This window comes from Nonomuraea sp. NPDC050394 (assembly GCF_044459065.1).
Lineage (GTDB): Bacteria > Actinomycetota > Actinomycetes > Streptosporangiales > Streptosporangiaceae > Nonomuraea.
Genome location: NZ_JBITIO010000018.1, coordinates 213,105 through 219,520 on the forward strand (window position 1 = coordinate 213,105; position 6,416 = coordinate 219,520).

The 6,416-nt window shown below is 71.5% G+C and carries 6 protein-coding genes; 3 read left to right on the forward strand and 3 right to left on the reverse strand.

Features of this window, described 5'->3' with window-relative positions; translation table 11 throughout:
* Position 1: 1 nt before the first annotated feature.
* Complete coding sequence (locus ACIBKY_RS46605; RefSeq protein ID WP_397107648.1) at positions 2 to 1,039, reverse strand: FAD-dependent monooxygenase; 1,038 nt, start codon at positions 1,037 to 1,039, stop codon at positions 2 to 4.
* The gene (locus ACIBKY_RS46610; protein WP_397107650.1) at positions 1,036 to 1,653 is read right to left on the reverse strand and encodes a TetR/AcrR family transcriptional regulator; all 618 of its coding nucleotides are present in this window, start codon (positions 1,651 to 1,653) and stop codon (positions 1,036 to 1,038) included. Before ACIBKY_RS46610 ends, ACIBKY_RS46605 begins: the two co-directional genes overlap by 4 nt.
* 141 nt (positions 1,654 to 1,794) lie before the next feature.
* Between ACIBKY_RS46610 and ACIBKY_RS46615 the strand changes: the two genes are divergently transcribed.
* Positions 1,795 to 2,667, forward strand: a complete 873-nt coding sequence (locus tag ACIBKY_RS46615; protein ID WP_397107652.1) for a phosphotransferase — start codon at positions 1,795 to 1,797, stop codon at positions 2,665 to 2,667.
* 430 nt (positions 2,668 to 3,097) lie between these two features.
* The gene (locus ACIBKY_RS46620; RefSeq protein ID WP_397107654.1) at positions 3,098 to 4,702 is read left to right on the forward strand and encodes a penicillin-binding transpeptidase domain-containing protein; all 1,605 of its coding nucleotides are present in this window, start codon (positions 3,098 to 3,100) and stop codon (positions 4,700 to 4,702) included.
* Between the two features lie 45 nt (positions 4,703 to 4,747).
* On the opposite strand, the gene ACIBKY_RS46625 is transcribed toward ACIBKY_RS46620, so the two are convergent.
* Positions 4,748 to 5,872, reverse strand: a complete 1,125-nt coding sequence (locus ACIBKY_RS46625) for a hypothetical protein (RefSeq protein ID WP_397107656.1) — start codon at positions 5,870 to 5,872, stop codon at positions 4,748 to 4,750.
* Positions 5,873 to 5,968: 96 nt separating this feature from the next.
* Between ACIBKY_RS46625 and ACIBKY_RS46630 the strand changes: the two genes are divergently transcribed.
* The gene (locus ACIBKY_RS46630; RefSeq protein ID WP_397107658.1) at positions 5,969 to 6,325 is read left to right on the forward strand and encodes an ArsR/SmtB family transcription factor; all 357 of its coding nucleotides are present in this window, start codon (positions 5,969 to 5,971) and stop codon (positions 6,323 to 6,325) included.
* Positions 6,326 to 6,416: the final 91 nt, after the last annotated feature.

Genomic DNA, 6,416 nt, shown 5'->3' on the forward strand with positions numbered 1-6,416 from the left:
GTCACGAGGCCGGGACGAACTCCTCGGCCATCGCCCGCCCTTCTGCCTGCACGCGCACCGCCACCGGCTTGACCGCGCGTTCGTACCGGGCCAGCGCCCCCTCCAGATCGCCGCCCGCCCGCAGCTCGCCGGCCAGAGCGTGGGCGGCGGCCAGCGCCATGCCCGCGCCCTGCCCGGTGAGCAGGGACATCGCCTGGCAGGCGTCGCCCACCAGCGTCACTCTGCCCCGGCTCCAGGCCGGCAGGTCGATCTGGGCCACGCGGTCGTAGTACGGCTCCGCCGGGCAGTTGTCCAGGAGGCGTGGCACGAGCCAGCCGCGCCCGCCGTACACCTTGCGCAGCTCGGCACGCGGGTCGGCGGGCAGGGGCGCGCCCGGCGCCGTGCGGTGCGTGAACAGGGTCGCGACCCGCCCGTCACGCGCGGGATAGGCGCCCACCTGCCGGCCGGGCGCCTCCAGCATGTGCAGGTCGTTGCCCAGGGCGCGGGCGGTCTCGGGGTCGTCGAAGACGTAGGCGGCGGTGTGGAATCCCAGGTCGAGCAGCGTGTGCCCGGCCGCGCCGAAGGCCAGCGTCCTGATCCGCGAGTGGATGCCGTCCGCGCCGACGAGCAGGTCGGCGCGCTCCACACCGCCGTCGCTCAGCGTCACGGCGAGGCCGTCGCCAAGGTCGTCGTAGGCGCGCACGGTACGGCCGAAGCGCACCCGGGTCTTCATCGACCGGTACAGAACGTCTTCCAGCTCCCCCCGCATCATCGACAGAATCCGGTCGGAGCCGGGCCGGTCATCGGCGTAGCGCCCGGTCACGGTCCCCTCGTCGTCGTGATGGACGAGCTCCGACAAGGTGAACGCCCGCTCGCGCAGTTCGGGCAGCAACCCCATGCTCTCGGCGGCGTCGAAGCCGGGGCCCTGGCAGTCGAGCATGTACCCGGCTCCATGGGGCGCCGGAGCACGCTCGACGACGATCACCTCGTGCCCGTCGCGCTCCAGCAGCCCGGCCAGGGCCAGTCCGGCGATGCCCGCACCACAGATCAGAACTCTCATCGGTTCCCTTCCTCGCCGTCCGTGCACATCAGAGCGACCGTGGCGTCCACCGCGGCCAGGTGACTGCCGCGCACGCCGTCCGGGTCCACGAGAATCGCCCACATCAGCCCGTCCATGACCGCCATGATCAGCTGGGCCAGCGCCTCGTGGTCCTGGCAGGGACGCAGCCGCCCGCACTCCTCCGCCAGCCGCAGCGCCTCCAGCAGGAGGGCGCGCGACTCCCCGGTCACGTCCGCGATGGCCGCGGCGAAGTCGGGGCGGGACGCCGCCTGCGCATGGAAGGCGGCCCAGACCAGGGCCTCCCCACGACGGGCCGCGTCCAGGGGGAGGACCGCGAGGATCACCGCGCGCAGCGCCTCGGGGAAGCGCCGGCCCTCCGTGGTCAGGGGGACGTTGCGCAGCCGTTCACCAGAGGCCTCGATCACCTCGGCGAGCGCGAACCGCAGCATCTCGTCCTTGCTGGTGAAGTAGCGCTGGATGGCGCCCACGGAGCATCCGGCCTCGGCCGCCACGGTCCGCACGCTGACCGCCTCCATGCCCTCCCTCTCGATGACACGCAGGAGGGCCGCCGCGATGTGGCGGCGCCGTTCCCCGTGATCGACGCTCCTGGGCACTGGTGTCGCTCCCCTGTTGAATACACTCGTATGCATACGAGTGTATTCTAAGTCGCGCCGTCACGCGGGGCCCGATGGTCCGGCGGAGAACGCTCAAGACGCCGCGGGGGTGGCGTTCGATGCCATGATGCGAGGGTGGAAATGACCGACATAACGCGCGCGATCGCGGCTGCGACCTCGGTCGCCGCGTCGCTCGGCCTGCCGGCCGCCGACGCCGTCGTTCTCCACGACTCGAACAGGCTGGCGCTGCGGCTGACGCCGTGCGACGTCCTTGCCCGGGTCGCCCCCGCGGGGCATGAGGCCGCACGGTTCGAAGTCGAGCTCGCCCAACGGCTCGCCCAGGCCGGGTGCCCGACGGGACTCTTGGAACCTCGGGTGGACCCACGTGTGTACACGCGCGACGGCTTCACCGTGACGCTGTGGACCTACTACGAACCCGTGACACCGCACACCTCACCGGCCGACTACGCCAAGGCGCTGGAGCGGTTGCACGCCGGCATGCGCGAGGTCGACGTGCCGAGCCCGCGGTTCACGGATCGCGTCGCGGAGGCGGAAGCCGTCGTTGCCGACCCGGATCTCTCGCCGGAGCTCGCCGATGCCGACCGCGCGTTCCTCGGCGGCAGGCTGGGCGGCCTGCGACGGGCGATCGAGGAACGCGGCGCCGTGGAGCAGCTGCTCCACGGCGAGCCGCATCCGGGCAACGTGCTCGCCACGATGAACGGCCCGTTGTTCATCGACCTCGAGACGTGCTGCCGTGGACCCGTCGAGTTCGACCTCGCCCATGTCGCAGAGGCGGTATGCGAGCACTATCCGGACGTCGACCAAGGGCTGCTGGACGAGTGCCGGCAGCTCGTTCTCGCGATGGTCGCAGCCTGGCGCTGGAGGCGTGGCGACCAGCTTCCGGACGGGCGGCGATTCGGGGAGGAACTCCTGCGCTCGCTGCGCGAGGGCCCTCCTTGGCCGACACTCGACACGATCAGGGATGGTCCGGAGAAGTCGCCGACGGTCACTTGACGGCGGTAAGGCGCGCGAGCGACAGGGCGGCCTGACCTCCTCCGTAAGCGACCTCAAACTCCGTGGGCGACCTCAAAGGTTCTACCGCTTACTCCGGCGGCACGTACACGACCGGCCGGATCCAGGTCCGACCGCGGGTTCATGCCTGGATGGCCGGTCGTGGTCCGGTCGAAGGTCGGGTACCGCAGGGTGGTGCCGGCGGGGGAGCGGCGCACCGATGTCCATGTGCCGCGTTCGCCGATCGTGGTGCGCGGGGGCGGGCGGGGGCGGAGAATCAGTCGGATCGGGTCAGCGGGCGGTCGGCCCCCGGGTGGGGATCGTGGTAGGGGTGGGAAGGATGAGACGGGCAGGGCGATCCGAGAAAGTGGGACATGTCAGGATTTGTCGCCTACTAAGCTCGGGGATCCGTCGACGATCAGGGGGCTGAGCTGTGGCGCGTGGTACGACCATCGCGATCGTTTCCGTGGTGACGGTGGTGGCACTGGGGGCCGCCGGCACCGGCGCCTACTTCTTGCTGCGCACCACGGGAAGTCCGGCCGAGACCGCCGGGCGCTTCGCCGCCGCCTGGCAGAACGGCGACAACGCCGCCATGACCAGGGAACTCGCGGCGCCGCAGTCGCTGGCCGGGTATGAGCAGATGCGCACCGGCCTGGCCATGGAGACCCTCAAGGTCACGCTGGGCCAGGCTGCCCCGGAGAAGGACGGGCGCTCGGCGGTGCCGTACACGGCGAGCATGAAGCTCAAGAACGTCGGCGACTGGAGCTACCAGGGACAGATCCCCGTGAAGGTGACCGACCGCACCTGGAAGGTCGACTGGACGCCGCAGACCCTGCACCCGTCGATGAGCGACGGCGCCGCGTTCGCGCTCAAGACGCGCTGGCCGGAGCGCGGCGAGATCACCGACAGCACCGGCGCGCGCATCGACACCGGTCAGGTGGGCGGGTCGGTGCAGCAACTGGTCGGGTTCCTCGACAAGGCGACCAAGAAGGACATCGAACAACTCGGCCCCTCCTACAAGGTCGGCCAGGCCGTCGGCCGTGGCGGGCTGCAGGAGAACTTCCAGAAGCGCCTGGCCGGCACGCCCACCACCGAGATCCAGCTCGGCGGCAAGACGCTGGAGACGATCGACGGCGAGAAGGGCGGGAGCGTGGAGACCACCCTGGACCCGCGGATCCAGGACGCCGCCGTCGCCGCCGTCAAGGACCTGGACAAGCCGGCCGCGCTCGTCGCCGTCGAGAGCGGCAGCGGCGAGATCAAGGCCGTGGTCAACAACCGGGGCGGCTTCGACCGGGCCATCAACGGACGGTACGCGCCCGGCTCGACGTTCAAGGCGGTCACCGCCATCGGCCTGCTGGCCGGAGGCGTCGGCCCGCAGGAGCGGGTCACCTGCCCCAAGTACGCCACCGTCGGCGGGCTGAAGATCCGCAACTCCGAGCGGGCCGAGTACGGCTCGCTCAGCTTCTCCGACTCCTTCGCCTACTCCTGCAACACGACCTTCGCGCCCCTCGCCAAGCAGCACCTCGGCGCCGACAAGCTGCTGGAGACGGCCGAGCGGGTCGGCTTCAACCAGCCGCTGGCGATCGGCGTGCCGGCCACCAAGCCGAGCTTCCCCAAGGCCGAGTCCGACGCGGAGCTGGCGGCGGAGTCCTTCGGCCAGGCCCGCATCACCGCCAGCCCGCTCACCATGGCCTCGGTGGCCGCCGCGATCGCCGACGGCACCTGGCGCCCGCCGACGCTCGTACCCGACATGAAGCAGAAGGCCGAGCCGCGCGAACTGCCCGAGGGCGTGAGCGACAAGCTGGGCTCGATGATGTCGGCCGTGGTCACCAAGGGCACCGCCAAGGCGGCCGGGCTGCCCGGCGGCACCCGCGGCAAGACGGGCACCGCCGAGTACGGCAGCGGACCCAAGCTCGACTCCCACGCCTGGTTCATGGGTTACAAGGGCTCGCTGGCCTTCGCCATCGTGGTGGAGGGCGGCGGTGGCGGCGGCAAGGTCGCGGCCCCGGTCGCCGCGGCGTTCCTGAAGGGTCTGTGAAAGAGGGGCAACCCCGCAGGTTGCCCCCCTCCTGATGACAAACCGTCACCCGCAGCCGCGCTTGCCCGGCTTGGCGATCTTGCCCGCGGCCGCGCCGCCCTTGGCCGCCGCGTAGCCGCCCACCACCAGGCGATCCTCGAAGACGCGCTCGCCGGTGGACAGCTTCGTCAGCAGCCGGGAGGCGCCCGACTTGACGTTCACCGCGTAGACGTAGGTGCCCGGCACCGTGGACTCCTTCTTGCCCGGACGTTCCCGGCCGGCCGCCGCCACGATCTCGCCCGTGCCGAGCCAGTCGATCACGTCGGCCCGGTCCACGTCGGCCGGGAGCCTCGGCTTGACCTTGGTCATCTTGCCCGTCGCGGTGGAGTACACCGTCAGCCACACCGGCGTCATGTCCGGCCCGCACGCGGGCGGGCCCTTGGGCACCAAGTTGGCCGCCCGGCCGTCGCGCGCGGCGAAGGCGCCCCAGATGAGGTGCTTGCCGGCCTTCTCCGGAATCTTGGCCTTGGTCGTGTGCCCGTCCGCGACGGTGCGGAACCAGCCCCGCCGTCCCATCCCGGGCTCGCTCAGCAAGGTCACCCGTCCGGAACCGGGCTCGACGTCCAGCAGCGTCAGGCCCTTGGGCATGTGCCGCGCCGTGCCCGCCTCCACCTCGACGTAGGTGGTGACCGGGTGGTCGGAGTGGCGCGGGTGGGTGATCGCCAGGCCGCCGCCGTCCCGGACGAACTTCAGGCCGAACGGCGAGCCGACCGACCCCTTCGGCGCCCGGTGGGGAAGCTCCCAGGTCTGCCCCGTGCCCAGGTCGCGTACCACCACGCGGTCGTCGGAAGCGCGCTGGTAGGCGACGCGGGTGCCGTCCGGGCTGATGGCGAAGGCCCCCGCCTCGCCGGCGTCGTCGGCCTTCTTGCCCTTCTCGTACGCGAGCGCCTCCGGGAAGGAGTGGACCCGCCCGTCGAGCGTCACCACCCGCCAGGTGTCGCACGTGCCGGTGGGCAGCAGATCCTTGCCCGCGGCACACAGATAGGCGAAGGCCGCGGCCCCCGCGCCGGACTCCGGTAACGCCGGCGGCTTGCCCGGCATCGACGCCCCCGCGGCGCCGGCCGGCACCGCGCAGCCGACCGCGGCCAGCGCGATCACCGCGGCCGAGCGCAGGCAGGTTGACATGTTCATCGTGATCCCCCCGTCGGGAACTGGTGCTTACTCCATGTTGGAGAGCGCCCGGCCCGGGAAAGTTCGCGCCCGCGCGCCTCGCCCTACGATGACTGCATGAGCGATCAGCCCTCGTCCCCAACGGTTCATCGGCACCGGCCGGTGCCCGACCGGGAGCAGCTGGACGCCGCGAGCCGGGTGTTCGGCCTGCTGGCCGACTCGACGCGGCTGCACCTGCTGTGGCTGCTGTCGGAGGGGGAGGCCGACGTGAGCCACCTCGCCGCGGCCAGCGGCGCGGCGCAGCCCGCCGTCAGCCAGCACCTGGCCAAGCTCCGGCTGGCCAGTCTGGTGCAGTCCCGCAGGGAGGGGCGCCGCGTGGTGTACTCGCTGCGCGACGGCCACCTGCGCAACCTCGTCACCGAAGCCCTGAGTCACGCCGAGCACAAGGTGACCGGCGACCCCTGGCACGCCTAGATCGTTGATGTGAAATTCGCTGATCGTGTGCGGGCATGGCGAAGGGCGTCCAAGATCGGTTTGTGAAGACTGAGCTGGACGCCCTTCTGAC